General features: G+C 71.8%; 26 protein-coding genes and 1 tRNA gene. 12 read left to right on the forward strand and 15 right to left on the reverse strand.

The genetic code is table 11. From position 1 onward, the window contains the following. Positions 1-19 precede the first annotated feature (19 nt). Both NYZ95_RS00895 and NYZ95_RS00900 read right to left on the reverse strand, forming a co-directional pair. Positions 20-688, reverse strand: coding sequence for a response regulator (locus NYZ95_RS00895; protein ID WP_262847777.1), 669 nt, complete (start codon positions 686-688; stop codon positions 20-22). Then, entirely contained in the window at positions 685-1473 is a 789-nt protein-coding gene (locus NYZ95_RS00900; RefSeq protein ID WP_262847778.1) for a sensor histidine kinase, read from the reverse strand. Before NYZ95_RS00900 ends, NYZ95_RS00895 begins: the two co-directional genes overlap by 4 nt. 193 nt (positions 1474-1666) lie before the next feature. Here NYZ95_RS00900 and NYZ95_RS00905 point away from each other — a divergent pair, with 193 nt between their 5' ends. The 6 genes from NYZ95_RS00905 to NYZ95_RS00930 all read left to right on the forward strand — a co-directional run bounded on the left by NYZ95_RS00905 (position 1667) and on the right by NYZ95_RS00930 (position 9744). Continuing rightward, entirely contained in the window at positions 1667-2632 is a 966-nt protein-coding gene (locus NYZ95_RS00905; RefSeq protein ID WP_262847780.1) for an ATP-binding cassette domain-containing protein, read from the forward strand. Further along, positions 2629-3390, forward strand: a complete 762-nt coding sequence (locus NYZ95_RS00910) for an ABC transporter permease (protein WP_262847782.1) — start codon at positions 2629-2631, stop codon at positions 3388-3390. The genes NYZ95_RS00905 and NYZ95_RS00910 overlap by 4 nt, the downstream gene beginning before the upstream one ends. Next, positions 3387-4646, forward strand: coding sequence for an FAD-binding oxidoreductase (locus NYZ95_RS00915; protein ID WP_262847784.1), 1260 nt, complete (start codon positions 3387-3389; stop codon positions 4644-4646). The genes NYZ95_RS00910 and NYZ95_RS00915 overlap by 4 nt, the downstream gene beginning before the upstream one ends. Before the next feature lie 85 nt (positions 4647-4731). Further along, the gene (tmk, locus tag NYZ95_RS00920; protein ID WP_262847786.1) at positions 4732-6966 is read left to right on the forward strand and encodes a dTMP kinase; all 2235 of its coding nucleotides are present in this window, start codon (positions 4732-4734) and stop codon (positions 6964-6966) included. Then, on the forward strand, positions 6963-8120 hold the full coding sequence (locus NYZ95_RS00925) for a DNA polymerase III subunit delta' (protein WP_262847788.1): 1158 nt from the start codon (positions 6963-6965) through the stop codon (positions 8118-8120). The genes tmk and NYZ95_RS00925 overlap by 4 nt, the downstream gene beginning before the upstream one ends. 85 nt (positions 8121-8205) lie before the next feature. Next, positions 8206-9744: an alpha/beta hydrolase gene (locus NYZ95_RS00930; protein ID WP_262847790.1), complete on the forward strand. Its 1539-nt coding sequence runs from the start codon at positions 8206-8208 to the stop codon at positions 9742-9744. Between the two features lie 68 nt (positions 9745-9812). On the opposite strand, the gene NYZ95_RS00935 is transcribed toward NYZ95_RS00930, so the two are convergent. Together NYZ95_RS00935 and NYZ95_RS00940 are read right to left on the reverse strand one after the other, a co-directional pair. Beyond that, complete coding sequence (locus NYZ95_RS00935) at positions 9813-10214, reverse strand: pyridoxamine 5'-phosphate oxidase family protein (RefSeq protein WP_262847792.1); 402 nt, start codon at positions 10212-10214, stop codon at positions 9813-9815. Further along, on the reverse strand, positions 10214-10486 hold the full coding sequence (locus NYZ95_RS00940) for a chorismate mutase (protein WP_262848671.1): 273 nt from the start codon (positions 10484-10486) through the stop codon (positions 10214-10216). Before NYZ95_RS00940 ends, NYZ95_RS00935 begins: the two co-directional genes overlap by 1 nt. A 154-nt stretch (positions 10487-10640) precedes the next feature. Between NYZ95_RS00940 and NYZ95_RS00945 the strand changes: the two genes are divergently transcribed. Further along, positions 10641-10716, forward strand: a tRNA-Thr gene (locus tag NYZ95_RS00945). Between the two features lie 331 nt (positions 10717-11047). On the opposite strand, the gene NYZ95_RS00950 is transcribed toward NYZ95_RS00945, so the two are convergent. Both NYZ95_RS00950 and NYZ95_RS00955 read right to left on the reverse strand, forming a co-directional pair. Next, a complete protein-coding gene (locus tag NYZ95_RS00950) occupies positions 11048-11890 on the reverse strand; it encodes an NAD(P)H-binding protein (protein ID WP_262847794.1) in 843 nt (280 codons plus the stop codon). Between the two features lie 61 nt (positions 11891-11951). Continuing rightward, entirely contained in the window at positions 11952-13136 is a 1185-nt protein-coding gene (locus NYZ95_RS00955; protein ID WP_262847795.1) for an epoxide hydrolase family protein, read from the reverse strand. A gap of 62 nt (positions 13137-13198) precedes the next feature. On the opposite strand from NYZ95_RS00955, the gene NYZ95_RS00960 reads away from it, so the two are divergent. Continuing rightward, positions 13199-14164, forward strand: coding sequence for a helix-turn-helix transcriptional regulator (locus NYZ95_RS00960; protein WP_262847797.1), 966 nt, complete (start codon positions 13199-13201; stop codon positions 14162-14164). Between the two features lie 666 nt (positions 14165-14830). Here the strand turns inward: NYZ95_RS00960 and NYZ95_RS00965 are convergent. Both NYZ95_RS00965 and NYZ95_RS00970 read right to left on the reverse strand, forming a co-directional pair. After that, the gene (locus tag NYZ95_RS00965) at positions 14831-15475 is read right to left on the reverse strand and encodes a CoA transferase subunit B (protein WP_262847798.1); all 645 of its coding nucleotides are present in this window, start codon (positions 15473-15475) and stop codon (positions 14831-14833) included. A gap of 1 nt (position 15476) precedes the next feature. Next, positions 15477-16187 (reverse strand): CoA transferase subunit A, encoded by a 711-nt coding sequence (locus NYZ95_RS00970; protein ID WP_262847800.1) that lies wholly within the window; start codon positions 16185-16187, stop codon positions 15477-15479. 161 nt (positions 16188-16348) lie between these two features. Here NYZ95_RS00970 and NYZ95_RS00975 point away from each other — a divergent pair, with 161 nt between their 5' ends. Then, positions 16349-17107, forward strand: a complete 759-nt coding sequence (locus tag NYZ95_RS00975) for an IclR family transcriptional regulator (protein ID WP_262847802.1) — start codon at positions 16349-16351, stop codon at positions 17105-17107. Between the two features lie 10 nt (positions 17108-17117). On the opposite strand, the gene NYZ95_RS00980 is transcribed toward NYZ95_RS00975, so the two are convergent. Both NYZ95_RS00980 and NYZ95_RS00985 read right to left on the reverse strand, forming a co-directional pair. Next, positions 17118-18188 (reverse strand): alcohol dehydrogenase catalytic domain-containing protein, encoded by a 1071-nt coding sequence (locus NYZ95_RS00980; protein ID WP_262847803.1) that lies wholly within the window; start codon positions 18186-18188, stop codon positions 17118-17120. Next, positions 18185-18664 carry a DUF4334 domain-containing protein gene (locus tag NYZ95_RS00985; protein WP_262847805.1) on the reverse strand — a complete coding sequence of 160 codons (480 nt, stop codon included), beginning with the start codon at positions 18662-18664 and terminating at the stop codon, positions 18185-18187. The genes NYZ95_RS00980 and NYZ95_RS00985 overlap by 4 nt, the downstream gene beginning before the upstream one ends. Positions 18665-18876: 212 nt before the next feature. Here NYZ95_RS00985 and NYZ95_RS00990 point away from each other — a divergent pair, with 212 nt between their 5' ends. Next, positions 18877-19722, forward strand: coding sequence for a 3-hydroxybutyryl-CoA dehydrogenase (locus tag NYZ95_RS00990; protein WP_279307189.1), 846 nt, complete (start codon positions 18877-18879; stop codon positions 19720-19722). Between the two features lie 87 nt (positions 19723-19809). Here NYZ95_RS00990 and NYZ95_RS00995 read toward each other — a convergent pair whose 3' ends face one another. Genes NYZ95_RS00995 through fahA form a run of 3 tightly spaced genes read right to left on the reverse strand, consistent with a single transcriptional unit; the run spans position 19810 to position 21868 of the window. Further along, complete coding sequence (locus NYZ95_RS00995) at positions 19810-19944, reverse strand: hypothetical protein (RefSeq protein WP_262847808.1); 135 nt, start codon at positions 19942-19944, stop codon at positions 19810-19812. 53 nt (positions 19945-19997) lie between these two features. Continuing rightward, complete coding sequence (locus tag NYZ95_RS01000; RefSeq protein ID WP_262847810.1) at positions 19998-20675, reverse strand: IclR family transcriptional regulator; 678 nt, start codon at positions 20673-20675, stop codon at positions 19998-20000. Continuing rightward, entirely contained in the window at positions 20672-21868 is a 1197-nt protein-coding gene (gene fahA, locus NYZ95_RS01005; protein WP_262847812.1) for a fumarylacetoacetase, read from the reverse strand. The genes NYZ95_RS01000 and fahA overlap by 4 nt, the downstream gene beginning before the upstream one ends. Positions 21869-21938: 70 nt before the next feature. Between fahA and NYZ95_RS01010 the strand changes: the two genes are divergently transcribed. Next, the gene (locus tag NYZ95_RS01010; RefSeq protein WP_262847814.1) at positions 21939-23144 is read left to right on the forward strand and encodes a homogentisate 1,2-dioxygenase; all 1206 of its coding nucleotides are present in this window, start codon (positions 21939-21941) and stop codon (positions 23142-23144) included. On the opposite strand, the gene NYZ95_RS01015 is transcribed toward NYZ95_RS01010, so the two are convergent. Together NYZ95_RS01015 and NYZ95_RS01020 are read right to left on the reverse strand one after the other, a co-directional pair. Beyond that, the gene (locus NYZ95_RS01015) at positions 23125-24552 is read right to left on the reverse strand and encodes an MFS transporter (RefSeq protein WP_262847816.1); all 1428 of its coding nucleotides are present in this window, start codon (positions 24550-24552) and stop codon (positions 23125-23127) included. The two genes, NYZ95_RS01010 and NYZ95_RS01015, sit on opposite strands and share 20 nt — an antisense overlap. 49 nt (positions 24553-24601) lie before the next feature. Beyond that, positions 24602-25531: an acetamidase/formamidase family protein gene (locus NYZ95_RS01020; protein WP_262847818.1), complete on the reverse strand. Its 930-nt coding sequence runs from the start codon at positions 25529-25531 to the stop codon at positions 24602-24604. Positions 25532-25622: 91 nt separating this feature from the next. Between NYZ95_RS01020 and NYZ95_RS01025 the strand changes: the two genes are divergently transcribed. Next, a complete protein-coding gene (locus NYZ95_RS01025; RefSeq protein WP_262847820.1) occupies positions 25623-26051 on the forward strand; it encodes a hypothetical protein in 429 nt (142 codons plus the stop codon). Positions 26052-26102 lie beyond the last annotated feature (51 nt).

Here is a 26102-nt window from a genome sequence, read left to right on the forward strand (position 1 = left end):
GGGCGCCGCGGCCGCGGGGTCAGGCGTCGCGCTCGCGCGGGCGCACGAGCCCCGACTCGTACGCGAAGACGACGAGCTGGGCGCGGTCCCGTACGCCCGTCTTCGTCATCGCACGACTCACGTGCGTCTTCGCGGTGGTCGGGCTGACGACCAGGCGCTCGGCGATCTCGTCGTTGCTCAACCCGTACCCGACGAGCGCCACGACCTCCCGCTCGCGCGCGGTCAGCGCCTCAAGGCTCGAGACAGAGACGACCTCCGCGGGCCGGGCGACGAACTCGCTGATCAGCCGCCGGGTGATCCCCGGGGACAGGAGCGCGTCACCGTCGGCGACGACCCGCAGCGCCTGCACGATCTCGTCGGGCGCGGTGTCCTTCACGAGGAAGCCGCTCGCGCCCGCCCGCAGGGCGTCGAAGACGTACTCGTCCAGGCCGTAGTTGGTGAGCACGACGACCCGGACCGCCGCGAGCCTCTCGTCGTCGACGATGCGCCGGGTCGCCGCGATCCCGTCGAGGACCGGCATCTGTACGTCCATGAGCACGAGGTCCGGGCGGTGCTCCAGGGCGAGCTCGTACGCGCCCGCGCCGTCCTCGGCCTCGGCCACGACCTCGAGGTCGTCCTCGGAGTCGAGCAGCGCCCGCAGGCCCGTACGGATCAGCGGCTGGTCGTCGACGAGCAGGACGCGGATCACGCCGAGACCTCGGCGGGACCACCGAGCGGCAGCCGGGCGACGACCGAGAACCCGCCATCAGGGCGGTGGCCCGCGCTCAGCTCCCCGCCGAGGGCCGTCGTCCGCTCGCGCATCCCGACGAGCCCGAGCCCGGGGCGCGACCGCCCGTCAGCCGACGGGAGGACGCGACCGTCGTCGTCGACCCGCACGGTCACCGCGTCGACGGCGTACTCGACGACGACCCGCGCCTCGGCGCCGCCCGCGTGCCGCGCGACGTTCGTGAGGGCCTCCTGCACGATGCGGTACGCAGCGGAGTCGACCTCCGGAGGCACGGGTCGCCGCTCGCCCGAGACGCGGAGCCGCGGCTCGATCCCGGCGTGGCTGCTGCGGGCGAGCAGGCGCGGCAGGTCGTCGAGCCCGTAGCCGTTCGCCTGGTCGTCGCGGCGCAGCACACTGAGCGTCTCGCGCAGCTCGCGCGCCGCGTCACCAGCCGCCTCCTGGATCGCCGAGAGCGCGACCGGCACCTCCTCGCCGCGCTTGCGGGCGAGGTGGGCGGCCACGCCGGCCTGCATGGTGACCACCGAGATGCTGTGGGTGAGCGAGTCGTGGAGCTCGCGGGCGATGCGCAGCTGCTCTTCGGCGACCCGGCGCCGCAGGACCTCTTCGCGGACGCGTTCGGCCTCGGCGAGCCGGTCCTCGAGCGCTGCCATCCGGGCCCGCCACTGGTGCGCGGCGGCCACCGCGACGAGTCCGGAGACGAACCAGCCCGCCGCATAGAACCGCTTCCAACCCCGGTCAGTGCGCACCTGTGCACTGTAGGCGAGCCGCGGGCCTCCTCACATCCGTCGCAGGGAGCATGCGCCGCGTCCTCCCCAGGGAGTACGGACGGGGTCGAGCGTGCCCGTACGAGGTCTGCGCAAGTGCCCTCTCCGGGACGACGACGCGACCCCGCACGCCGTCGGAGTCTGGTGGTCGTCCCCACGACCCAGGAGGAGACCCATGGACCGACTTCCGGAGAACGCCGTCGAGGCGGCCGGGCTCGTCAAGAGGTTCGGCGCGACGCGTGCCCTCGACGGCCTCGACCTGATCGTGCCCGCCAGCGGCGTCTACGGCCTGCTCGGCCCCAACGGTGCAGGCAAGACGACGACGGTGCGGCTGCTGGCGACGCTGGTGCGCCCGGACAGCGGCACCGCCCGCGTCCTGGGTCACGACGTCGTCACCGACGCGGCCGCGGTGCGGCGGGAGATCGCGCTGACCGGCCAGTTCGCGTCGGTCGACACCGACCTCACGGGCCGCGAGAACCTCGTGCTGCAGGCCCGGCTGCTCGGGCGCTCGCGGCGCGAGGCCCACGAGCGGGCGGAGGAGCTGCTCGCCGCGTTCGACCTGGAGGACGCGGCCGACCGGCTGGCGCAGACCTACTCCGGCGGGATGCAGCGCCGCCTCGACCTCGCGGTCGGCCTCGTACGGACGCCTCGGCTGCTGTTCCTCGACGAGCCGACCACCGGGCTCGATCCGCGCAGCCGTCGTCACGTCTGGGACGTCGTCCGCGAACTGGTGGGGCGTGGGTCGACGGTCCTGCTCACCACCCAGTACCTCGACGAGGCCGACCGGCTCGCCGACCGCGTCGGGGTGGTGGCGAAGGGGCGGGTGATCGCGACCGGTACGCCCGACGAGCTGAAGCGCTCCCTCGGCGCCGACGTGGCGGAGATCCGGCTGGCAGGCGTCGCGGACGCGGTGACGGCGGCTCGGGCGCTCGCCGGCCTTGCCGACCCGTCCGCGCCGCCGCTCTCCCCGGTCGTGCAGGACGACGGCACCGCGCTCCTCTCCGTACCGCTCATCGCTCCGCTGCGCCGGATCCTCGACGTCGTCGATGACGCCGGCGTCATGATCGTCGGCCTGGACCTGCGTCACGCGACCCTCGACGAGGCGTTCCTCGCCCTCACCGACGAGGAGGCGCTGGTATGACCACGGCCGTCGCGGACACGCGCGTCTTCGCGCGGCGCACGCTCCTCAAGCTGCGGCACACCCCGGAGCAGGCGGCCGACGCGATCCTCATCCCGTTCCTCTTCACGGTGCTGTTCACGTACCTGTTCGGAGGCGCCCTCGCAGGCTCCCCGCGGGCGTACGTGCAGTACCTGCTGCCGGGCACGCTGGTCATGGCGATCCTCCTCATGACCGTGTACGGCGGCCTGACGCTGAACACCGACATGTCCCGCGGCGTCGTCGACCGCTTCCGGTCGCTGCCGATCTGGCAGGCGGCCCACGTCGTCGGCACCCTCCTGGGCGACGTGGGCCGCTACCTGGTCGCGGCCTCGCTCGTCGTCCTGCTCGGCCTGGCGATCGGGTGGCGTCCCGACGGCGGTCTGCCCGGCGTCGTCGCCGGTGTCGGGCTCGCGGTCGTCTTCGCGTACGCGCTCTCGTGGGTGTGGGCGTCGCTCGGGCTGCTCGCGCGCACGCCGCAGGCGGTCTCGATGCTCAGCTTCCTCATCCAGTTCCCGTTGACGTTCGTCAGCAACGCGTTCGTCGAGCCCGAGACGATGCCCGGCTGGCTCCAGGCGTGGGTCGACGTCAATCCCGTCAGCCTCCTCGTCACCGCCGAGCGCGCCCTCTTCGCCGGAACGGCGGACGTCGTCGACGTCGCGTGGGTCCTCGTGGCCTCGGCAGGACTCCTGGCCGTCTTCGCCCCGCTCACGCTCCACCTCTACCGAAGGAGATCAGCATGACCACGTACGGAACACCCGAGACCGTGGTGCACGCGCGCACCACCGCCGACGTCGCTGGGGCGATCCACCTCGCCCGTGACGCAGGCGTCCCGCTGACCGTCCGGAGCGGAGGGCACAGCGTCGCCGGCCACAGCACGGCCGACGGAGGCGTGCTGCTCGACCTGCGAGGACTGCACCGCATCACGCTCCTCGACCGCGCACGCGGGCGGGTCCGGATCGGCGCCGGCGCCACCTGGGGGACGGTCGGGCGACGACTGGCCCCGTACGGACTGGCGATCACCGCCGGTGACACCGCGAGCGTCGGCGTCGGCGGGCTGACGCTCGGCGGCGGGATCGGCTGGATGGTGCGTCGGTACGGGCTGGCGGTCGACTCGGTCGTCGGCGCCCACGTCGTCACAGCCGACGGACGTCTGCGCCACGTCGACGCCGCTCACGACCCCGACCTGTTCTGGGCGATCCGCGGCGGTGGCGGCAACGTCGGCGTCGTCACCACCCTCGACATGGAGGCGGCAGCGGTCTCCGAGGTCGTCTTCGGCGTGCTGTCGTACGAGGTGCGCGACGTCGGCGCCCTCGTCCGCGGGTGGCGCGACCACCTGCGGACGAGCGACGACCGGCTGACCTCAGTCCTCGCGCTGACGCCCGAGACGCCCATGGGTCCGGCGCAGGCGGTCGTCCAGTGGTGCTTCGCCGAGCCCGACCACGCCGGCGCGACGAGGGCGACCGCCGGGCTCCGCGCACTGGGGACGGTCCTGGCCGACGAGTACGCGGTGGTCCCGTACCCCGACGTCCTCGAGGAGCACGACATGCCGGAGGGCATGCAGGTCGCGATGCGCAACGCCCTCGTGCCTGCGCTCACCGACGACGCGATCGACGCCGCGCTCGCCCTGCGTGACGCGGCACCGACCGTGATCGCGCTGCGCGGACTCGGGGGTGCCGTGAGATGGGTGGCGCCCGACGCGACGGCGTTCGCGCACCGTGACGCCGAGGCGATGGTCCTTGCGGCACGGATGGCCCCTCCGGGCGCTCCCGCGCCGTCGCTCGGCGGGTCGGGTGACGACTGGGAGGCCGTCGCGCGCCATGGCACCGGCGCGTACGTCGGTTTCCTCGACGGCGCGGACCCTGACGCCGCGCGGCTCGTCTACCCGCCGGAGACGTACGCGCGGCTGGCGGCGGTCAAGGCGGCGTACGACCCGGACAACCTGTTCCGGAGCAACCACAACGTCCCGCCGGCCCGGACGACCGAACCCGTGCGGTAGGACGGGGTGTACGCCGCGTCACCTCCGGGTCGGCTCAGGGACGCGCCGGAGCCGCGCTGACGGTCAGGATGGATAGGCTGAACCGGTGGCATACGACCCTGGAGGCACCGAAGCCGACACCGACGTGAACGGGATCCGCACGGTCATGCGCATCCCGGTGTTCCGCCGGTTCTGGGCTGCGCTGGGGCTGGCGTCCCTCGCCGACTGGATCGGCCTGCTGGCGCTCACCGCCTTCGCCAACTCGCTCGCCGAGGGTTACGCCGGCAAGAACTTCGCCATCGCTGCCGTCCTCTTCGCCCGGTTGGCGCCGGCGCTGGTGATCGGTCCGTTCGGCGGCTACATCGCCGACCGCATGGACCGCCGGATCACCCTGACGGCCGGTCTCCTGTTGCGCGCGGTGATCTTCGCGAGCATCCCGCTGGTCGGCACGCTGTGGTGGCTGGTGGTCGCGACCGTGCTCATCGAGGCCGTCAACGCAGTCTGGATGCCGACGAAGGACGCGACTGTCCCGACGCTCGTCGCCCGCGAGAACCTTGAGGACGCCAACCGCCTCAACCTCGCCACCACGTACGGGTCGGCGCTGCCCGCGGCGGCGCTGTTCATCATCACGACCTGGGTCACGAAGGCGGTCGACGGCCTCTTCGGCCTGTCGATCCCTGACGTCGACCCGACGATGTACCTGGTAGCCGTCCTGTTCGCGCTGGGCGGTCTGATCTTCCTCGGCGCCCGTGACATCCCGGCCGGCGCAGCCGCCGACGAGCAGGTCGGGGTCTGGCGCACCATCGCCGACGGGTGGGCGTACGTGTTCCGGACGCCGCTAGTGCGAGGCCTGGTCCTCGGCATCGTCGGTGCCTTCGGGTGCGGCGGCGTCGTCATCGGTCTCGGACGCGTCTTCGTCGGCGACCTCGGCGCGGGCGACCCGGGCTACGGCACGCTGTTCGGCGCCGTGTTCCTGGGCCTCGGCCTGGGGATGTGGCGTGGGCCGAAGGTCTTGCCGCAGGTGAGCCGACCGCGGATGTTCGGCGTCGCGCTCGTCGGAGCCGGCCTCGCCCTCCTCGTCGTCGCGGTGATCCACAACATGGCGCTCGTGACGATCTTCGTCACGATCGTCGGGTTCTGCGCAGGCATCGCCTGGATCACCGGCTACACGCTGCTCGGGCTGGAGGTCGACGAGGAGATGCGCGGGCGCACCTTCGCGTTCGTGCAGTCGCTCGTCCGGCTCGTCCTCTCCGCCGTGCTCGCGATCGCCCCGCTGATCGCCGGCCTCATCGGCACCCACACGATCGAGCTGCGCGACCTCGGCAACTTCACCTACACCGGCACGCAAATCGAGATCCTCATCGCGGCCCTCATCGCGACCGCCTTCGGCGTCGTCTCGTTCCGCCAGATGAACGACCGGCACGGACTCTCGCTGATCTCCGAGCTCAAGCAGGACCCCCGGACCGCGCCGTCGTACTCGACGAGCGGTCTGTTCATCGCCTTCGAGGGCGGCGAGGGTGCCGGCAAGTCCACTCAGGCGTGGATGCTCGCCGAGGCGTTGCGCGCAGAGGGGTACCGCGTCCTCCTGACCCGTGAGCCCGGGGCGACGCCGACCGGCGAGAAGATCCGCGCGATCCTGCTCGACCCCGCGACCGGCGAGCTCTCGCCGCGCGCCGAGGCCCTGCTGTACGCCGCCGACAAGGCCGACCACCTCGAGCAGGAGGTCAACCCAGCCCTCGCGGCAGGCGAGATCGTCATCACCGACCGCTACGTCGACTCCGCGCTGGCCTACCAGGCCGGTGGCCGCGAGCTCGACCTGGAAGAGGTCGAGGCAGTGGCCCGGTGGGCGACATCGCGGCTGCGGCCCCACCTGACCGTCCTTCTCGACGTGGACCCGACGCTGGGCCGCTCGCGCTTCGACGAGGCCGACCGGCTCGAGGCGGAGCCGACGGAGTTCCACCAGCGCGTTCGCGAGACCTTCCTCGCCCTCGCCGCCCAGGACCGGGACCACTACATGGTGCTGCGCGCCGACCGCGACATCGTCGACATCGCCGACGCCGTGCTCGACCGGGTGCAGCCGCTCCTCAGCCACGTGGAGCGGGTGATCGCGCCGCTGCGCCCACCGCCGCCGGGGTCGCCGTTCGAGGAGCACGAGGGCGCGGACGTTAGCGCGGAGGACGAGACCACCCACCTCGACCCGAGCGCGCTCGAGCAGCGGCTCGAGTCGTTCGAGGAGGCGTTCGTCGGCTACGACACGGTGGCCGAGGGCGGCGACCCCGCGGCCGTCGACACGGACGAGCCGGACAACGACGGCGCGTTCGGACGGGGCCGGGAGCGGTGAGCGTCTGGGACGACCTCGTCGGCCAGGACTCCGTGGTCGCGACGCTCCGCTCGGCGGTCGCCTCTGCCCAGGAGCGCCTGGCTGGTGGGCCTGGCGCGGCGATGACGCACGCGTGGCTGTTCACCGGGCCCCCGGGATCCGGACGCTCCAACGCCGCCCGCGCCTTCGCGGCGGCGCTGCAGTGCGAGTCGGGCGGCTGCGGAGAGTGTCAGGCGTGCCGGACGTCGCTGGCCGGCGCGCACGCCGACGTGGCGCTGGTCAGCACCGACGGGCTGAGCATCGACGTCGCCGAGGTGCGCGAGCAGGTGCGCATGGCCGCCATGCGGCCGACGCAGGGGCGCTGGCAGGTCGTGGTCGTCGAGGACGCCGACCGGCTCACCGAGAAAGCCGCCGACGCGCTGCTCAAGAGCCTCGAGGAGCCGCCGCCTCGTACGGTGTGGATGCTGTGCGCGCCGACGGCCGAGGACGTCATCGTGACGATCCGGTCGCGTTCGCGCCAGGTGGTCCTGAGGACACCGCCCGTCGCCGCCGTCGCCGCGATGCTGGCCGAGCGCGAGCAGGTCCCGCCGGAGCTCGCGCGGCAGGCCGCGCAGGCGTCGCAGGGCCACGTCGGTCGGGCGCGGGCGCTGGCGACGCGGGAGTCCGTACGCGAGCGGCGGCGTGCCGTCCTCGCCATCCCGGGATCCTTGACGTCGGTCGGCGCGTGCCTGGACGCCGCGGCCACGATCACGCAGGCGGCGCAGGCGCAGGCCGACGAGGTCGCCGAACGCCTCGAGGGTGCCGAGCGCGACGCCCTCAAGATGGAGTTCGGCGTCGAGGACCGCGGGCGCCGTCCCGCTGGGTACGCAGGACGGCTCGCGGCCCTGGAGAAGGACCAGAAGCGTCGCCGTACCCGGATCGCCCGCGACTCCATCGACGGTGTCCTCATCGATCTGCTGTCGTTCTACCGCGATGTCCTCGCACGGCAGACCGCGCCCGGCGCCGAGCTGGTCAACGCCGATGTCGCTGCGAGCGTGGCCGAGGTCGCCGGAGCCGGCACTCCGGAGCAGACCCTCGTCCGCATCGAGGCGATCCTCGCGTGCCGCGAGGCCCTGGCCGCCAACGCGGCGCCACAGCTCGCGCTGGAGCACCTGCTGCTCACGCTGCGCCGCTGACCCTGTGGATGTCGGCCCACCCGTGGCCGCGAACTCCCGTACGGTGGCAAGCACGCCCGCGTTCACGCCACGGAGGGAGCAGGCAGTGCCTCGTCGCCGGATCCTCGCAGGGGTGGTCGCCGCCCTGGTGCTCGTCGCCGCGTGCGGCAGCGCCAAGGAGGCGCGCGACGCGGCGCTCTCCTCGCCGACACCTTCCGGGACACCCACGTCCGCGACCGGTGACGACGTCGACCCTGCCCTCGCCGCGTTCTACGACCAGGACGTGAAGTGGAGCGACTGCGGTCGCTACGAGTGCGCGAGCGTCGAGGTCCCCGTGGACTACGCCGACCCTGACGGCGAGCGGCTCGCGCTCAAGCTGAGGCGGCTCCCGGCGGGTGACCCGCAGGCACGCAAGGGCTCGCTGTTCATCAACCCGGGAGGTCCGGGCGGCTCCGGTGTCGACTACGTCGCGCAGTTCACCGCGGTCGCCGGCCAGGATCTCCTCGATGCGTACGACACCGTCGGTTTCGACCCGCGCGGGGTCGGTGCGAGCACGCCGTTGGAGTGCGCGACCACCGCGCAGCTCGACGAGTACGTCAACACCGACCCGACCCCTGACGACGCGACCGAGGAGCAGGCCTACTTCGACGCGGCGCTTACGCTGGGCGAGCGGTGCGAGACCGAGGCCGGCGAGCTCGCCGGGCACGTCTCGACGGTGGAGGTCGCCAAGGACCTCGACGTCCTGCGCGCGGTGGTGGGCGACCCGACGCTGAGCTACTTCGGTGCCTCGTACGGCACGATGATCGGCGCGACCTATGCCCAGCTGTTCCCGAAGCGTGCCGGTCGCCTGGTGCTCGACGGGGCGATCGACCCGTCGCTCGACTCCGAGGGCCTCAACCAGGGCCAGGCCGAGGGATTCCAGACGGCGCTCAAGGCCTATCTCGAGGCGTGCGTCAAGCAGGACGACTGCCCGCTCGGCACCGACGTCGACGCGGCGCAGCAGCGCCTGTCCGACTTCCTCGAGGGCCTCGACCGAGATCCGCTGCCGACATCGAGCGAGGGGCGCCCGCTGACGGAGGCGCTGGGCTTCTACGGCATCGCTGTCACGCTCTACAACGCCGACTACTGGGAGCTGCTCACCCGAGCGCTGCGCCAGGGTCTGCGGGGCAACGGCACCCAGCTGCTGTTCCTCGCCGACACGTACCTGTCTCGTGGGGAGCGCGGCTACAAGGACAACTCCGTCGTCGCGCTCGTCGCGGTCAACTGTCTCGACGACCCGTCGACGATCTCCCTGGACCAGGCACGCGAGTCGGTGCCCGACTTCGAGGAGGTCTCGCCGGTGTTCGGTGTGAGCTTCGCTTGGTCACCGGTGACGTGCACGGCCTGGCCGATCAAGCCGGCCCAGGAGGCGCCGGAGATCCGAGCCGAGGGTGCACCGCCGATCGTCGTCGTCGGCACGACGCGCGACCCCGCCACCCCGTACCGTTGGTCCGAGGCGATGGCCGACCAGCTGGCGTCCGGGGTGCTCGTCACGCGCGACGGTGACGGCCACACCGGCTACGCGATGGGCAACGAGTGCGTGGACGACGCCATCGACGACTTCCTGGTGACCGGATCCCCACCACGTGACGGACTGACCTGCTGAGCAGGCGTCCCCCCGATCGCCGGGTCGGGTGTGCGATTCCCCCGTCCACACCCGGCCCGGCCCTTACGTCAGGGCAGGCGACCCATGATGCGGTCGACGTCGACGAGGATCGTGACCCGTGTCGGGTTCTCGCTCGGCTGCCGGTAGCGCAGGGCGTACCGCCGTACGGACTCCGCGATCTCGTCGGGGTCGCGACTGACGCGCGCTGTGCCCTCGAGAGTGACCCAGTGGCCCCCGTCGATGTGGCCCATCGCGACGCGCGCACCGCTCTCGCCGGCGGCCTCGACGTTGCGGACCTTCTTTGAGCCGTCGTTGGTGATGATGCGGGCCGTCCGCGTCTCGGTGTCGTAGGTGACGCCGACCGGGACGACGTGCGGGGTGCCGTCCGGACGCAGCGTGGTGAGCGTCGCCAGGTGGTACTCGCTCATGAACGCGACCAGCGCCGGGTCGTCGTACGCCAGGCGGGCCATCAGCCGCGGAACGCTTCGTGGTGGCGGATGACCTCGGAGATGATGAAGTTGAGGAACTTCTCCGCGAAGGCGGGGTCGAGGTCGGCGTCGATCGCGAGCGCCCGGAGGCGGGCGATCTGACGCGCCTCGCGCTCCGGGTCAGCCGGCGGAAGGTTGTGCTCCGCCTTGAGGCGGCCGACCCGCTTGGTGCACTTGAACCGCTCCGCGAGGATGTGGACCAGTGCCGCGTCGATGTTGTCGATGCTCGAACGCATCTGCGCCAGCTCGGCGATCGCCGCCGGGTCCGGCGCCGGGCGGTCGGCCGGTTCTGCGGTCGGGTCGAAGGGTTCGCTCACGCGACAGGAGTCTACGGGCCCCGTCTTGGGCCGCCAGAACCGTCTCGGCTACACTCGTCTTCGGCCAGCGGGCGATCCTCGCGAGGCCGTCGCCGCTTTAGCTCAGTCGGCAGAGCGTCTCACTCGTAATGAGAAGGTCGTCGGTTCGATTCCGACAAGCGGCTCCAGCAGTTCTCGCAGGTCAAAGGCGGTCTTCGGACCGCCTTTGCTCGTTTCCAGAGGGGGACGCCTCGGTCCTCGACGCTCAGCAGGTTGCGCGCGACGAGTTCGACGAAGCGTTCGACGTCGTCGAGCCGTTCCTCGCGGCGCCACCCATCTCGTTCGCAGTGTCGAGGTGTCGACCATCCAAGTGACCGCCTCTTCGGCGTCGGCTCGCTCCAGCAGCCACTGACGGGCAGCCGGGCTCTCCCCAACTCCCGTCGCCGCAGCATCTATGCCACCGTGGCGTCCACTCCGTCCACACGGCAGGGGCGGCGGATGCCGCCCCTGCCTCGTTGGTCAGCCGTCGAAGTCGGCCCGGTGGTCCGCCGCCCACTGGGAGTACGTCCGCGCGGGGTGCCCGGTGATCTGCTCGATGACGTCGTTGACCGGCGCGGGCTTGCCGACCGCCTGCGCCATGAGAGCGAACAGCGCGGCCAGGAACTCGTGGTCCATGAACTGGCTCATCTGCTCCAGCACAGGCTCCGGGGCGAGGTCCTCGACGGTGAGCGGGCGCCCCAGCCCCTCGCCGAGGATGCGGACCTGCTGTGCCTGGGTCAGCGACTCGGGACCGGTCAGGTCGTAGGCCCGCCCCGCGTGCCCACCGCCGGTCAGGATGCGCGCGGCCACCTCGGCGACGTCCCGCTCGTGCACCGCACTGAAGGCAGCTTCGGTGTATGGCGCGCGAATGACGTCGCCGCCCTGGAGCTGCATCGCGAACGTCAACGAGTTGATGGCGGGGAACAGCAGTCGAAGGAACGTCCACTCGAATCCGGACGCCTCGACGGCCGACTCGACGTCGCGGTGGTACTGGGCGATCACGTCGGGCTGCTGCTCGGCGCCCGGGACGACCGCCCCGGATGAGAGGAACACGAGGCGCCGTACGCCTGCCTGGCCCGCGGCCGCCAGCAGCGGTGCGACGTCCATGCCGTACTGCAGAACCAGGAAGACGCCTTCGACGTCGACCAACGCCGCCGGCAGCGTCTCGGGCTTGGTCAGATCGGCCTGGACGACCTCGACCTCCGGGGGGAGTGCGGCCTGCTCCGGGGTGCGGGTCAGCGCGCGCACGGAGACACCGGCCGCGACCATCTCCTCTACTGCCTGACGTCCGAAGTGGGCTGTGGCACCGATGACGAGGTACATCCGATTTCCTTTCGTGGGACTGCTAGGGGTCTGCGGGGTTCCGCCGTCGACCGGCGACTGATCAGCGCACATCGCCGAAGAACCTCCGGATGTCGTCGACGAGCAGGTCGGGGGCGTCGTGGGCGGCGAAGTGGCTGCCTCGGTCGTAGACGTTCCAGGAGCGGATGTTGGCGTGGTCGCGGTCGGCGAACGTCCGGATGGACTGGAAGTCCCAGGCGAAGTTCGCCAGGGCGAGGGGCACCGTGGTCGGCTCGGCCACGGTGGTGCCCCGGCCGTTCGACTTCTGTTGCACGGGGGCCGCCGCCGCATCCTCGTAGTAGAACCGGGCGGCGGAGGCGGCCGTGTTGGTCAGCCAGTAGATCGCCACGTTGGTGAGCACGAAGTCCGGGTCGAGCGAACCGCCGAGCAGTTGCGAGTGCCAGCCCAGCAGACCGGCCGGAGAGTCGGCGAGGGCGTGCGCCAGGTTCTGCGGCTCGGTGGACTGGAGCTTGTCGTAGGCGCCCCGGTTCTGGGTGAACCACTCGGCGAACGCGAGCTTGCCGCGCTCCTCCTCGGAGAGATTGGTCAGCTCGGCGGGATCGCCCGACGGGAACGAGAACACCTGCGTCACGTGCACGCCGCAGACGTGCTCGGGAGCGACGCGGCCCACCTCGGGCGAGATCAGCGCCCCACCGTCGTTGCCGACCGCGCCATACCGGTCGTACCCGAGCCGACGCATCAGCTCGGCCCAGGCCCGGGCCACCCGGTAGCGGTCCCACCCGCGTTCGCGGGTCGGCCCGGAGAAGCCGAAGCCCGGCACCGACGGGATGACGAGGTGGAACGCGTCCGCCGGGTTGCCGCCGTAGGCCCGCGGGTCGGTGAGCGGGCCGATCACGTCGAGCCACTCGACCACCGTGGTCGGCCAGCCGTGGGTGAGGATCAGCGGCGTCGCGTCCGGCTCGGGCGACCGTACGTGAAGGAAGTGGACGTGCTGGCCGTCGATCTTGGTGGTGAACTGCGGGTAGGCGTTCAGCTTCGCCTCCCAGGCCCGCCAGTCGTACGTGGTGCGCCACCGCTCGACCAGCTGCTTGACGTACCCCACCGGGACGCCGTACTCCCAGCCGGGCGGCACAGGGCCGGCCGGCGCGGCCTCGGGCGCGGGCAGTTCCTCCGCCCATCGAGTGCGCGCCAGCCGCTCCTGGAGATCGTCGAGGTCGGCCTGGGGGATCTCGATCCGGAACGGGACGATCGTGCTGTTGTTCGTCATGATCATCACGCTAGGAAGCGTTTAGGCAAAGTCCATTCCTGATGGTCTGGCAGGGTCGAAGAATGTTGGAAACCTCGGCGCGATTGCTGCGCCTGCTCTCGCTGCTCCAGACACCCCGCGAGTGGACCGGGGCCGAGTTGGCCGAGCGACTGCACGTCAGCGCCCGGACCATCCGCAACGACGTGGACCGCCTGCGCAACCTCGGCTACCCGGTGCACGGCACCCGTGGCTCCGCAGGCGGCTACCGACTCGGTGCCGGCGCCGCGCTGCCGCCCCTTCTGCTCGACGACGAGGAGGCGGTCGCAGTGGCGATCGGGCTCCGCACCGCCGCCGGGGGCACCATCACCGGTGTCGAAGAGACCTCGCTGCGCGCTCTGGCCAAGCTGGAGCAGGTGCTACCGGCCCGACTCCGCCGTCGGGTCGACGTGCTCAAGAAGTACGCCGAAACGGTGCCGCGCGACGACCCCGGCCCGCGGGTGGACGCCGACATCCTGAACACGATCGCCGACTCCTGCCGCGACCGCCAGCGCCTGCGGTTCGACTACCGCAGGCACGACGGCTCCGAGACCCGGCGCGACGTCGAGCCGTACCGGCTGGTCAACTGGGGACGCCGCTGGTACCTCGTCGCGTACGACGTCGGGCGGAGCGACTGGCGGACGTTCCGGGTGGACCGGCTCCACCTGCGCACCCCAACAGGTCCCAGATTCACCCCCCGCGATCTCCCGGAGGCAGCCGTCGACCAGGTGCGCCGGGGCGCGTCGTCAGCCGCCTGGCGCTACCGGGCTCAGGTCGTCGTGCACGCACCGGCCGAACAGCTCGCTGAGCGGATCAACGCCGCCATCGGGACCATCACGGCGGTCGACGACACCCGCTGTCTGCTGGACACCGGCGCGGACAGCATCGAAGCGCTCGCCGTTCACCTTGGCCTGCTCGGTGTCGACTTCACCGTGACCGAGCCCGCCGAACTTGTTGCACACGTGCGTTCACTCGCTGGCCGTTACCACCGCGCCACCGAGCCACGGCCGTAGGGGACCTGAATAGGCTGCTTGATCCGGCAGTCCGCGTAGCGAGCCCAGGGTTCTGCCGCCTTGCCCGAATGGAGGAAGGCATGTAACCGAGGGCTTCCGCGACGAGCGAAGCCGGGCACTCGAGTACGAACTCACCGAGGCGCACGCTCGGGTCGCCCACCTCATGACCCCACCGCCAGTTCGCCTGGTCCGACGCCTGCGCGGCCCAGCTGTGCCCCCTTTCGGACGTCGCCACGCTCCGCGTACTCGGCTGCGCGCGCCTTCCGCATCTCCGGGATCAAACCCGCTTCGGCGGCGCGCTCGAGCGGCCAGGCAGACCACACCGACGCCGAGACGTTTGAGCCTCCGCCAGATCGCGATGCGTGGCGACGACGGCTCGCGCGGAACGCGGTACGCGAGCATGACCCACGTCAGGGCGGCGTTCCTCGAGTGGCCCTGACACGCTGCGCAGCTATCAGGTCGCCCACCGTCAATCTGCCTTGAGAACGACGCAGTGAGCGTCAGATTCTCGGCCTCCAACCAGGCCAGGACGTTGTCGACCGCGGCAAAAGGCTGGGTGGCCGAGATTCGAGGGCCGTCGACCTGCGCGGAGCCGTGCGTTGGTGCCTCAGTGGTCACGTGGCTCATGGCGGTGACCACTGAGACACCCACGCGGACGGGCGCTGGCTAGGAGACCGCGCTGGCCTGCCGCAGAGGTGCGCCGGTCTTCTCCTCGAGCTCCTCGAAGGTGACGCCGGGAGCCATCTGCACGACCTCGAGCCCGTCCTTGGTCACGTCGAGCACGGCGAGGTCGGTGACGATCCGGTCGACCACTCCGACGCCGGTGAGGGGGAGCTCGCAGGACTCGACGATCTTCGGGGCGCCGTCGCGGGCGACGTGCTCGGTGAGCACGACGATGCGTCGTGTGCCGGCGACGAGGTCCATCGCGCCGCCCATGCCCTTGACGAGCTTGCCGGGGATCGTCCAGTTGGCGAGGTCGCCGTTGGCCGCGACCTGCAGGGCGCCGAGGATGGCGATGTCGACGTGGCCGCCGCGGATCATCGCGAACGACGTCGCGGAGTCGAAGATGCTCGCGCCGTCGAGCGTCGTCACGGTCTGCTTGCCCGCGTTGATGAGGTCGGCGTCCTCCTCGCCCTCGTACGGGAACGGGCCCATGCCGAGGATGCCGTTCTCGCTCTGCAGCACCACCGAGACCCCGTCCGGGATGTGGTTGGCCACGAGGGTCGGGATGCCGATGCCGAGGTTGACGTAGTCGCCGTCGCGCAGCTCCTGGGCAGCCAGGGCCGCCATCTCGTCACGTGTCCACGCCATGTCAGGCCTCCTTCGCGGGGTTCGGTCGGGTCGTCCGCTGCTCGATGGGCTTCTCCCGGGGGAGCGCCTGCACGAGCCGGTTGACGTAGATCCCGGGGGTCGCCACCTCGTCGGGGTCGAGGTAGCCGTCGACGATGTGCTCGGCCTCGGCGACCGTGACCTTGCCGCACGTCGCGACGATGGGGTTGAAGTTGCGCGACGTGAGCCGGTAGCGCAGGTTGCCCGCCGGGTCTGCCGTGTGGGCGTGGACGAGCGCGAGGTCGGCGACGATGCCCCGCTCCTGCACGTACGTCTCGCCGTCGAACTCGGCGGTCGGCTTGCCTTCGGCGACCTGCGTACCGACACCCGTACGGGTGTAGAACGCGGCGATCCCGGCGCCTCCGGCCCGCATCCGCTCGGCGAGGGTGCCCTGCGGCGTGAACTCGACCTCGAGGACACCGTCGAGGAACTGCTGGGCGAAGAGCTTGTTCTCGCCGACGTAGGAGGCGATCACCTTCGCGACCTGGTTGTTCTCGAGCAAGATGCCGAGGCCGGCACCGTCCACGCCCATGTTGTTGGAGACGATGGTCAGGCCGGTCACGCCCGAGTCTCGTACCGCCTCGATGAGGTCGAACGGATTGCCGCTCAAGCCGAAGCCGCCGACGGCGATGGTCATGCCGTCCTCGAGGACACCGTCGAGCGCTTCGGACGCGTCGTTTCTGAGCTTGCGCATGAGTTGCGGAACTCCTGTGTTCACTGGTTGGTCGCCTCCGAGTGAACGGCGTCACACGCGCGCCGTCAACCAGCGCAGCGCAGCGCGCGATGTTCTCCCGCTCGGCGGACGGTGACCGGACACCGGTGTTCACTGAGTGGACGCGTCGCTAGGATGGCGGGGTGGCGGAGTCGACGCAGATGGTCGGGCGCGTGAGCGCACTGCTGCGTGCCCTTGCCGCGACCGAGAGCGACGACGGCCTGACCACGACGGAGGTCGGTCGCGCCACCGGGCTCCCGCGGCCCACGGTCCACCGGCTTCTCGAGTCGCTCGCCCAGGAGGGGATGGTCGACCGCGACGGGCGCAGCGGACGATGGTTCCTCGGCCCCGAACTGTTCGTCCTCGGCGCTCGCGCAGCCTCGCGGTTCGCGGTGACCGACGAGGCGGTGGCTGCCGTGCGCCGGCTCGCCGAGGCCACGGGGGAGAGTGCGTTCTTCTCCGTACGGCGTGGTGACGAGACCGTCGTCCTCCTGCGGCAGGACGGGGCGTTCCCGATCCGCTCGTTCGTCCTGTACGAGGGAGCGCGCTTCCCGCTCGGCGTCGTCTCAGCCGGGATCGTGGTCCTGGCGTACCTCGACGACCGCGAGATCGACGACTACCTCGCACGGACCGACCTCGCCGCTGCCTGGGGCGACGCTCACAGCGACGCCGCGATCCGCGACCGGATCGGTCTCACGCGCGAGCGGGGATGGGCGGTGAACCCAGGTCTTGTCGTGGAGGGCAGCTGGGGGATGGCGGCCGCGGTCTTCGACGCCGCTGGCTCGCCGCGCTGGGCGCTGACGTTGACCGGTGTGGAGAGCCGGTTTGGTCCGGACCGCCAGTCGGAGCTGGGGCACCTCCTGCTGAGCGAGGCTCACCAGCTCTCTCGCCTGATCGGCTGAGGAGACTCGCTCAACCGTCGTTGCGGGCCCCCGAGGGCACCAGGACGACCTTGACTGCCACGCCGTCGCGCTGCGCCTTGACCGCGGCATCGAACGCGTCGAGGTCGAACGTGGTGACCAGGCGCTCCCACGGAAGGAGACCGGCGCGGTGCATGGCGACCAGCTGCGGGATGAGCGCGCGGGGCGACGCGTCACCCTCGACGCAGCCTCGCACCTGGAGGCCGCGCATCATCACGTCGCGCAGGTCGATCTCCCCGAGCGCACTGCCGAGCCCGACCAGCGCCAAGATCCCGCGCGGGCGGAGCGTCTTCAGCGCGGCCGCGATCACGTCGGCCCGCCCCGTGGTGTCGAGGGCGTGGGTAACGGGCGGGAGCGGGTCCTCGAGGTGCGCGAACGCGGTGGCGCCGAGGTCGTGCGCGAGCGTACGACGAGGCTCCAACGGATCCACCACGACGACCTCGACGCCGAGCGCCAGCGCGGTGACCGCGGCGGCGGCTCCGACGCCGCCCGCGCCGACGACCAGCAGGCGGTCACCGCGCTCGGGAGCGAGCGTGTGGAGCACCGCTCCCGCCCCGGTCAGGAACCCGCAGCCCAGAGGCGCGGCGACGTGGGCAGGCAGGTCTGCGGGGATCAGCACGCAGGCCGACGCGGCGGCGAGCGCGTGGGTCGCGAACGACGACTGGCCGAAGAACGACGCGAAGACAGGTTCGCCGTCGATGGTGAGCGTCGCCGTGCCGTCGGGGCGCCGGCCAGAGCTGTTGAGACGGCTCGCCCGCAGGCAGTACGCGGGGTGGCCGTCGGCGCACTGGTCGCACTGTCCGCAGGAGCGGAAGGACATGACGACGCGGTCACCCGGTGCGAGGTCGGTGACCGCGTCGCCGACCCGCTCGACCGTCCCGCACCCCTCGTGGCCGAGCACGGCGGGAGCGCCGCGGAGCCCGGCCAGCGTCACGAGGTCGGTGTGGCACAGGCCCGTCGCCTCGACCCGTACGAGGACCTCGTCCGGCCGCGGCTCGTCGAGCTGTGCGTCGACGAGCGACGGCGCGTCCTGGCCGCGGTGCAGGAGGACGGTCGTCCTCACTCCCGCTCCAGGCCGAAGTAGAAGTGCCTGCCGTCGGCGAGCACCAGCTCCGGCTTGCCGTTCATGATGCCCATCAACGTGTCGGCGTCGAGGCGCTTGAAATGGTCGAAGACCGGCATGCCGTCGTACACCATCGTCGCGGTGACCTCGCCGCGGAACTCGACGTTCCAGAGGCTCGCCTCGCCGTTCCCGGACTTCACGTCGGAGAACAGCTCGCCGTGCTCGTCGGCGCAGATCAGCGGCTGGGCGGCGTGGACGGAGGAGAAGCGCTTGCCGTGCCAGCGGGTCTTGTCGAGCCTGCGCTGGAGAGGATGGCCTGTCGCGAACGCGAAGCCCTTCCAGCTCCCGAGGATCTCGCCGGCGTCGACGGTCTCGAGCTGGGTCCAGATCTCGTCGAGCGCCACAGGATCGACGGGCCCCTCGTGGGCACGCAGCTCGTCCCAGCGCTGTCGTACGGATGGCGAAGTCACGGTCATCGGTCGACCTCCGGGAGGCGGGCGTGGTCCGCCGGACCGCGCGCGATGTGAATGGCGCTTCACATCCTGGCACGTCCGGGGGTGTCACGGCACGTGGTCGCAGGATGGATCGGCCTTCCGTTGTCCGGAACGGACTTGGGGTTACCCGCAGGTACTCCGTACGGTCGACGGTGGGGCGCGCGAGGTGCGCGTCCTTCGGCATGAGGAGAACCATGGACAAGATCGGTGTGGTCGGTTGCGGCCTGATGGGTGCGGGCATCGCTGAGGTGTGCGCCCGGTCCGGGGCGCACGTCATCGCAGTGGAGTCGTCGCCGGAGCGCGTCGAGGCCGGGCTCGCCCGGATCACGAAGTCGCTCGAGCGTGCCGAGTCGCGCGGGCGGATCGAGAGCGCCGCCGCGGTGCTCGAGCGCATCGAGGTCGTCGACGACATCAACGCGCTGCGCGACCGCCAGCTGGTCATCGAGGCCATCGTCGAGGACGAGGCCACCAAGGTCGCGCTGTTCAAGCAGCTCGACGAGCTCGTCGAGTCGCCAGACGCCATCTTGGCCTCCAACACGTCGTCGATCCCGATCATGAAGCTCGCCGTCGTCACGAGCCGGCCCGACAAGGTGCTCGGCATCCACTTCTTCAACCCGGTCCCGGTGCTGTCGCTCGTCGAGCTGGTGCCGAGCCTGCTGACCAGCGAGAAGACGACGCTCGAGGCGCGCAGCTTCGTCGAGGGCGCCCTCGGCAAGCACGCGATCCTCAGCCAGGACCGCGCCGGATTCGTCGTCAACGCCCTGCTGATCCCGTTCGTCCTGTCGGCGATCCGGATGCTGGAGTCGGGCTTCGCGACGGCCGAGGACATCGACGAGGGCCTGGTCCGGGGCGCCGCGCACCCGCAGGGTCCGCTGGCGCTGGCCGACCTCATCGGGCTCGACACGACCAAGGCCGTGGCCGAGTCGCTGTACGAGGAGTTCAAGGAGCCGCTCTACGCTCCGCCGCCGCTGCTGGCGCGGATGGTCGACGCGGGGCTCCTCGGGCGCAAGTCCGGTCGCGGCTTCTACACGTACAGCTAGCGCCTCCGCCGGCCCCGGCGGTGAGCCTGGTCCCACGAAGCCGCTTCGGGTGGGACCAAGCTCACCGCCGAGGCGTCGGGGCGTGGCTCACTCCGGGATGCGGGGCTCGGTCTCCGGTGGCTCGTCGTGCGTGGGCACGTCGCCGGGTTCGGGATCGAGGCTGGGGACGACGTCCGGCTCGATCGTGTCAGGGTCCTCGGGATCCGTCGTGGGAAGGGACATGAAGGCGCGGTACCCGCCCGCCCCCTCCACAAACGAGTCGCTAGCGGGGCCCCTCAGCCCTCCTCGGGCGACCACCCGAGACCGCGCGCGATCTCCGCGGCAGCGGCGGCGACGACGGGCTCGGCGCGGACGGCGATGTCCTCGCGGCTCGTGATGACCGTGACGGCCGCCCGTACGCCCTGCAGCCCCGGGATCGGCGCCGCGACGCCGTACGCGCCGGGGTTGAGCTCGCCGTGCGTCGTGACGACGCCGTCGGCACGTACGGAGGCGACGCGGTCGGGTTCGCCCGGTACGGCGGGGCCCGACGCCAGCACGGCCAGGCCGCCCGCGCCCCGATCGAGGGGGTCGCGGTTGCCGAGCCGATAGGAGAACCGCGGGCCGTCCGTCGGAGGCTCTGCGACCAACGCCGTCACGGCGGTGTCGCCGATCGCCTCGACGAGGCTCGCGGTCGCATCGAGCTCGGCCGCCAGCGCGTGGAGGACGGGCGCTGCCACGTCGTGGAGCCCGGGTCGCGCCCGTGCGGCAAGCGCCACCAGCGCCGGCCCGAGCGCGTACCTTCCGCCGGCGTCGCGCGACGCGTACCCGGTGCGCTCCAGGCTGACGAGCAGGCGGTGGACGATCGAGCGGTGCAGACCCGTCTGCACCGTGATCTCGGACGTCGTGAGCCCGCCTTCCGCGGCGCCGATCGTCTCGAGCACCGCCAGCCCGCGTTCGAGCGTCTGGGCGCTCATCGCCGCGCCGTCACCCGACCGCGGACCTCGCCCAACGTGAGGTCCCCCGCGCGCGCACGCAGGACGACCTCGTCGCCGTCCTCCAGGAACGTCCGCTGGTCGCCGTCGAGGATCCACGGCTCGCGGCCGCCCCAGCTCAGCTCGAGGAACGACCCTCGCTCGTCGCGCGCCGGCCCGGAGACGGTGCCGGACGCGAACAGGTCGCCTGTCCGCAGCGAGGCTCCGTTGGCCGTCAGGTGGGCGAGCATCTGCGCGGGTCCCCAGTACTGCGTCCGGTACGGGGGCCGCGTCACCACCTCGCCGTTCACCTCGACCTCCATCGCGAGGTCGTAGCCGGCGGGCTCGTCCACGTGCAGGTACGGCAGGGGCTCCGGGTCCTGCGTGGGGAGCGGCACTCGTACGCGCTCGAGCGCGGCGAGCGGCGTCACCCACGCCGAGACGGACGTGGCGAACGACTTGCCCAGGAACGGGCCGAGCGGCACGTACTCCCAGGCCTGCACGTCGCGTGCCGACCAGTCGTTGAGCAGGACCACGCCGAAGACGTGGTCGGCGAACGCGCTCGTCGGCACGGGATCACCCAGGCGCGACCCGACGCCGACCACGAAGCCGACCTCCGCCTCGATGTCGAGCCTGGCGCTCGGCCCGAAGACGGGGGGCTGGTCCGGGGCCAACTTGAGCTGCCCGTACGGCCGGGGGACGTCGGTGCCCGACACGACCACCGTGCCGGCGCGCCCGTGGTAGGCGACCGGGAGGTGGCGCCAGTTGGGGAGGAGAGGCTCGGCGTCGGGCCGGAAGATGCGGCCGACGTTGCTCGCGTGGTCGAGCGAGGCGTAGAAGTCGACGTAGTCGGCCACCGTGAACGGCAGGTGGAGCGAGACCTCGTCGACGGGGTGCAGGTGCGGGCGCACCTCCTCGGCCCGGCCCGGGTCGGTCAGCAGATCGGTCGCCCAGGCGCGCACCGCCTGCCAGGTCTTCGGCCCGCGTGCCATCAGCGCGTCGAGCGTCGGCGCCGCGAGGCACGCGGCGAGCGCCGTCGGGGGCGACGCCGCTGCGACGTCCAGGACGAGGTCGCCGATGCGTACGCCGACGCGGCGGCGGTCGTCATCGCGCGTGAACACGCCGTACGGCAGGTGGTCGATGTCGAATCCGGAGCCGGCGGCTCCGTCGACCCAGGTCGGCTGGACGGTTGACATAGCGGCACCCTAAACCCACGATGTTCTTTTAGGGAACATCTGTGACCGATTATCGAACGAGGAGCCCGAGATGGCGTACTACCGCAAGATCGGTGAGGTCCCGCGTCAGCGGCACACCCAGCTCCGCGACTCCGCCGGGGCCCTGCGTTACGAGGAGCTCATGGGCGAGGAGGGGTTCTCCTCGGACTCCTCGCTGCTCTACCACCGCGGCGTCCCCACGGCGATCACGGCCAGCGAGCCGTGGGAGCTGCCCGACCTCGCGACCACCGCCAACCACCCCCTGCGTCCGGTGCACCTGAGCCTGCACGCGCTCTTCGACGACGCCGAGGCCAAGGCCCTTGACCCCGTGACCAGCCGTCGCCTCGTCCTGGGCAACGGTGACGTGCGGATCTCGTACGTGGTGGCGGGCGCACCCTCGCCGTACTACCGCAACAGCACCGGCGACGAGTGCGTCTTCGTCGAGGAGGGCACCGGCACGGTCGAGACCGTCTTCGGAGTCGTTCCCTACCGTGCGGGCGACTACGTGATCGTCCCGCGCGCCACCACCCACCGATGGGTCCCCGCCGAGCTGAGCCGCCTGTACGCGATCGAGGCCAACAGCCACATCTCCCCGCCGAAGCGCTACCTCTCGCGCTTCGGGCAGTTGCTCGAGCATGCGCCGTACTGCGAGCGTGACCTCCACGGGCCCGACGAGCCCTTCGTCGTCGACGGCGTCGACGTCGAGGTCCTCGTGAAGCACCGCGGTCCCGGCCCGTCGGGGATCGTCGGCAGCCGGCTGACGTACGCCACGCACCCGTTCGACGTGGTGGGCTGGGACGGCTGCCTCTACCCGTACACGTTCAACATCGAGGACTACATGCCCATCACCGGCAAGGTCCACCAGCCGCCGCCGGTGCACCAGGTCTTCGAGGGCTACAACTTCGTGGTCTGCAACTTCCTGCCGCGCAAGGTCGACTACCACCCGCTGTCGATCCCTGTGCCGTACTACCACTCCAACGTCGACTCCGACGAGGTGATGTTCTACGTCGCCGGCGACTACGAGTCGCGCAAGGGGTCGGGCATCGGGCTCGGCTCGATCACGCTCCATCCCGGCGGCATGGCCCACGGGCCGCAGCCGGGCGCGGTCGAGGCGTCGCTCGGGGTGCAGGAGTTCGACGAGACCGCCGTCATGGTCGACACGTTCCGTCCGCTGGAGATCGGCGAGGCGGGCACACAGACCGACGACGGCGTGTACGCGTACGTGGCCGCCCGCGCCCTCATCGACCGGCCGGACTGACGGCCGGACTGACGGCCGGGTCGAGCCGGCCGACGAGCGCTGCTCCACCCATCGCGATCCCCGCGGGAACGGCGAGGATCGCTGCCAAGGTCAGGGACGCAGCGGTGCCGACCGCCAGCGCCGCGCCGGCCAGGGCGACGTAGACCGCCTGCGCGACGGTCGCCGAGAGCATCGCCGCCCCCGACAGCCGACCCTGCGCGTCCGGCGGGGCGAGCGTCAGCACGTGGTTGGCCAGCGTCGGCGAGCCGATGCCCATGCCCGTCCCGGCGAGCGCCCAGACGGTCAGGCCGAGCCATACCGGAAGGACGTCGAGCGCGACCAGCACGGGACCGACGATTCCCGCGGCGATCAGCGCGAACGACACCCGCATGCGTCCGACGGTCGTGGTCCGCTCCTGCACGAGCCGTGTCCCGTTGAGCTGTGAGCCCGCCGCCCAGAACACGCCGGTGATGGTGAGGCTGGCGCCGGCGACGGACGGCCCGAGGCCGTGGATCTGGGTCAGCATGAGCGGGATGAACGCGCCCGCACCGGCGAACGCCGCCGCCTGGGCGCCACGCAGCGCGACCGTCGCCGGCAGACCAGCCTGCAGACGGAGCGTGCCTCGCGGCAGCACACGACGGGCGCCGAGGGCGATGAGGGCGACGCCCGCGACGACGGCGAGCGCGCCCGCGGACCTGGCCGTGGTGCCGGTCGCTGCCGGCCCGCCGAGCGCGAGCGCGGCCAGGCCCACGGTGACCAGGACGGCGGACGCCACCGCTGCCCGCCCGCCGGTCGCGTCGTCACCCTCGCCGGCAGAGTCGTGTACGGGTGGACCGAGGCGTCGCAGCGAGGGGACGAGGCACGCGATGGCGGGGACCATGAGGACGAGCGCTGCCGCGAACACGGTCCGCCAGCCCAGGTGCTCGGCGATGAGGCCGGCGACCGGCGGACCCAGGAGCGACGGCAGCACCCAGGCCGTCGCGAGCGCGCCGAACATCGCGGGGCGCAGCGCGGCCGGGAGCAGCCGGGCGACCATGACGGTGAGGGCGATGTCGAGGAGGGCTTCGGCCACCCCCGCCGCTACCCGCCCCGCGACGAAGACGCCGATCGACGGAGCGGCCGCCATCGCCAGCTGGGCGGCAGCGAAGACGCCCATGCCGGTGAGGAGGGCAGGCGCCGGTCCGCGCCGGTCGCACCACCGACCGGCGACGACCATGGCGATCACCGAGGACACCAGCGGTGCCGCGGCCGCCGCGCCGAACAGGTCGAGCCCGTCGAGGCGCTCGGCGACGGTCGGCAGGACGGCCGTGGTCGCGCGGTTCTCGAACGCGCCGAGGGTGACGAGGGCGAGGGCGCCGACGACGAACGGGAGGTGCCGGGCGTCACGGAGCCGCTCAGGCGCAGGCGTACGCAGAGTGGAGGAGGTCACCCGAGAGATGCTCGGCCCTCAAGTGCGCTTGAGGTCAAGCGCAGCGCGCTCAGCGCATGACGCTGAGCGGGAGATAGGCGCTGACGACCCAGTTCGGCGCGTCCACGACCTCCGAGATCTTCAGGTCGACCGCGACGCTGCACAGCACGTAGGCATCGCGCGGCTCCAGCCCGTACGTGTGGCCGAGGTGGTCGATCATCGCGCGGACCGCGTCCTTCGCGGCGTCCATGAGCGACGGAGCGATGCCGGTCGTCGCGTAGTAGCCGGCGTCCTCGATCCCCGCCCGCAACGGCCCGGGCGTCCGGAACCGCGGGCCCGGGATGCGGCGGCCCTGGTGGAGCCTGACCCGTACGGTCCCTCGTGCGGCCCACTCGATCGCGCTCACGCAGACCTCGCCGTCGCCCTGCGCGGCGTGCGGGTCCCCGAGCGCGAGCCGGGCGCCGTCGACCTGGACGGGGAGGAACACCGACGAGCCGACCACGAGGTCGCGGCAGTCGAGGTTGCCGCCGAAGTGGCCGGGCGGCATCACCGGCAACGGGTCGACCGTGTCGGGGCACACCCCCACGACGCCGAAGAACGGGCGTATGGGCACCCGGGCGACGTCGCCCATGTCCGTGTGGTCGCCGTCGATCTCCCAGCGGTAGAGGTACGGCTCGGCGAAGTCATCACCGAGGAGTCCCTCGCCGGGGACCATGGAGGTCCAGCCGAACCCCTTCGTTCCGGCCGCCTCGAGGATCTCCACCTCGAGGACGTCTCCTGGCTGCGCGCCGGCGACGAGGATCGGCCCGGCGAGCGGGTACGCCGGGCGCGCCGGGTCGGACAGCGGCATCGCGCCGCCGGTCGGGACGTCGTCGTACCGGCCGTTCACCGCGTCTTCCACGGCGAACGAGACCGTGTCGCCGGAGGCGATCTCGAGGCGTGGCTCGTGCGTGGTGGTCCAGAGGTGGTGGGGCGTCTCGTCGAGGTCGTGGTGCGTCACCGCGCCATTCTCGCCTCCGCGTGGGTCGTGGTCGGCAACGCTGCGGCGTCGCCTCCCCGGAAGTGCGACGCTTCCGTGGTCTCATGACCGTATGCGCCGCCTGCCCCTCCCCGTGATCGCCGTCACCGCTGCACTCGCCTGTGGCCTCGCGGGGTGTGCGGGAGGGGACGACCCCAAGGCTGCCGCCGACCCGACCCCGTCGGTTGCGACGACGCCCGCCGCCGCGACAGCCGCTCCTGCGGCCACCCCCGCGCCGGAGGACCTCCTGTCGTTCGCGTGCCGCCGCAGCGCCGACGGCAAGACCTGGTCCGCGCAGGGCGTCATCAACAACGGTGCGCGCAAGTCCGACTACCGCGTCACCGTGCTCGTCGCCTCGCCGGGCGCGACCCAGGCGAAGGCACGTCGCCTGGTCATCCCGAAGGTGCCGACCGGAGTGGACACGCCGTTCACGGTGGAGAAGCTCCCGGCCAACCCCGGGGCGGCCCCGGCGTGCCGTGTCCAGCTGGTGCGGCTGAGCTGAGGCCAGGTGCGGCCGCGCGAAGGGGCAGGAGGGTCGGCGACCCTCGTGCGC

The organism is Mumia quercus, from assembly GCF_025506335.1.
GTDB lineage: Bacteria > Actinomycetota > Actinomycetes > Propionibacteriales > Nocardioidaceae > Mumia > Mumia quercus.

What these genes read in the sequence shown, in the direction of transcription:
- NYZ95_RS00905 (WP_262847780.1), top strand. Translation starts at nt 1,667, where the DNA reads ATGGACCGACTTCCGGAGAACGCCGTCGAGGCGGCCGGGCTCGTCAAG.
- NYZ95_RS00910 (WP_262847782.1), top strand. Translation starts at nt 2,629, where the DNA reads ATGACCACGGCCGTCGCGGACACGCGCGTCTTCGCGCGGCGCACGCTC.
- NYZ95_RS00915 (WP_262847784.1), top strand. Translation starts at nt 3,387, where the DNA reads ATGACCACGTACGGAACACCCGAGACCGTGGTGCACGCGCGCACCACC.
- NYZ95_RS00935 (WP_262847792.1), bottom strand. Translation starts at nt 10,214, where the DNA reads ATGGCCCGCCTGGCGTACGACGACCCGGCGCTGGTCGCGTTCATGAGC.
- NYZ95_RS00950 (WP_262847794.1), bottom strand. Translation starts at nt 11,890, where the DNA reads ATGTACCTCGTCATCGGTGCCACAGCCCACTTCGGACGTCAGGCAGTA.
- NYZ95_RS00955 (WP_262847795.1), bottom strand. Translation starts at nt 13,136, where the DNA reads ATGACGAACAACAGCACGATCGTCCCGTTCCGGATCGAGATCCCCCAG.
- NYZ95_RS00960 (WP_262847797.1), top strand. Translation starts at nt 13,199, where the DNA reads ATGTTGGAAACCTCGGCGCGATTGCTGCGCCTGCTCTCGCTGCTCCAG.
- NYZ95_RS00965 (WP_262847798.1), bottom strand. Translation starts at nt 15,475, where the DNA reads ATGGCGTGGACACGTGACGAGATGGCGGCCCTGGCTGCCCAGGAGCTG.
- NYZ95_RS00970 (WP_262847800.1), bottom strand. Translation starts at nt 16,187, where the DNA reads ATGCGCAAGCTCAGAAACGACGCGTCCGAAGCGCTCGACGGTGTCCTC.
- NYZ95_RS00985 (WP_262847805.1), bottom strand. Translation starts at nt 18,664, where the DNA reads ATGACCGTGACTTCGCCATCCGTACGACAGCGCTGGGACGAGCTGCGT.
- NYZ95_RS00990 (WP_279307189.1), top strand. Translation starts at nt 18,877, where the DNA reads ATGGACAAGATCGGTGTGGTCGGTTGCGGCCTGATGGGTGCGGGCATC.
- NYZ95_RS00995 (WP_262847808.1), bottom strand. Translation starts at nt 19,944, where the DNA reads ATGTCCCTTCCCACGACGGATCCCGAGGACCCTGACACGATCGAGCCG.
- NYZ95_RS01000 (WP_262847810.1), bottom strand. Translation starts at nt 20,675, where the DNA reads ATGAGCGCCCAGACGCTCGAACGCGGGCTGGCGGTGCTCGAGACGATC.
- fahA (WP_262847812.1), bottom strand. Translation starts at nt 21,868, where the DNA reads ATGTCAACCGTCCAGCCGACCTGGGTCGACGGAGCCGCCGGCTCCGGA.
- NYZ95_RS01010 (WP_262847814.1), top strand. Translation starts at nt 21,939, where the DNA reads ATGGCGTACTACCGCAAGATCGGTGAGGTCCCGCGTCAGCGGCACACC.
- NYZ95_RS01025 (WP_262847820.1), top strand. Translation starts at nt 25,623, where the DNA reads ATGCGCCGCCTGCCCCTCCCCGTGATCGCCGTCACCGCTGCACTCGCC.